Genomic DNA, 232 nt, shown 5'->3' with positions numbered 1-232 from the left:
CATGCTGCCGGCGGCGCATCCGCTCTGGCAGTCGGCAGAGCTGCCTCTCGACGGTGACGCCGAGGACTACGTGGACGTCATCGGGCCGATCGGCTGGATCGTGCAGGCGACGGCCGCGGACGGCATCGTGCGGGTCCACAACCACGGTTCGGACCACCTGAAACCGCATGATGCGGATGCCGGCGTGCCGGATCCCCTCTACGCGCGATTCGCGTACTCGACGCGTACCGGG

General features: G+C 69.0%; 1 protein-coding gene. It reads left to right on the top strand.

The genetic code is table 11. The features are described 5' to 3' along the window. On the top strand, window positions 1–232 hold a 232-nt coding region (locus SB658_RS27900), incomplete at both ends, for a hypothetical protein (RefSeq protein ID WP_410603839.1).

It is taken from the genome of Bacillus sp. SIMBA_008 (assembly GCF_046535495.1).
In the GTDB taxonomy this organism is placed as follows: Bacteria; Bacillota; Bacilli; order Bacillales; family Bacillaceae; genus Bacillus; species Bacillus subtilis.
This window is presented reverse-complemented; position numbering and strand designations above follow the sequence as displayed.